This is a genomic window from Mesorhizobium sp. 2RAF21 (assembly GCF_052115345.1).
GTDB classification, from domain to species: Bacteria; Pseudomonadota; Alphaproteobacteria; order Rhizobiales; family Rhizobiaceae; genus Mesorhizobium; species Mesorhizobium terrae.
In genome coordinates this window covers 1-807 of sequence record NZ_JBFRGM010000056.1, presented here as the reverse complement: position 1 = coordinate 807, position 807 = coordinate 1, and the positions used below count along the sequence as shown (strand labels likewise).

Sequence of the window (807 nt, the reverse complement as noted above, 5' to 3'; positions counted from 1 at the left end):
GGTGGCGTGGCCAAGGTCGCGCCTGCTCCGGCCGCAGCACCTGCCGTTGGCGGTGCACCGGCTGCCAAGCCGATGTCGGACGAGGCGGTGCTGAAACTGTTCGAGCAGGGTTCCTACGATCTCGTCCCGCACGACAATATGAGGAAGACCATCGCCCGGCGTCTGGTCGAGGCGAAGTCGACCATCCCGCATTTCTATCTCACACTCGATTGCGAGCTGGATGCGCTGTTGAAACTGCGTTCCGAGCTCAATGCCGCCGCCCCGATCAAGAAGACCGACAAGGGCGACGTGCCAGCCTACAAGCTCTCGGTCAACGACATGATCATCAAGGCGATGGCGCAGGCGCTGGTTGCCGTGCCCGATGCCAACGCCTCGTGGACCGAGACCGCGATGGTCAAGCACAAGCATGCCGATGTCGGCGTGGCGGTGTCGATCCCGGGCGGGCTGATCACGCCGATCGTCAGGAAGGCGGATCAAAAGACCTTGTCCGTCATCTCCAACGAGATGAAGGATCTGGCAAAACGGGCGCGCGACCGCAAGCTGAAGCCGGAAGAGTATCAGGGCGGCACGACGGCTGTCTCGAACCTCGGCATGTTCGGTATCAAGGACTTTGCCGCCGTCATCAATCCGCCGCATGCGACGATCCTGGCGGTGGGTGCCGGCGAGGAGCGGGCGGTGGTCAAGGGCGGCGAAGTGAAGATCGCCACCGTGATGTCCGTTACCCTTTCGACCGACCACCGTGCCGTCGACGGTGCGCTGGGTGCCGAACTGCTCGGTGCCTTCAAGCGCATCATCGAAAACCCGATG

Annotated in this window: 1 protein-coding gene; it reads left to right on the top strand. The window is 63.1% G+C overall.

All coding sequences use genetic code 11. The features are described from left to right. Positions 1-807: 2-oxo acid dehydrogenase subunit E2 (locus AB4136_RS33350; protein ID WP_441932346.1), on the top strand; the 807-nt coding region annotated here is incomplete at both ends.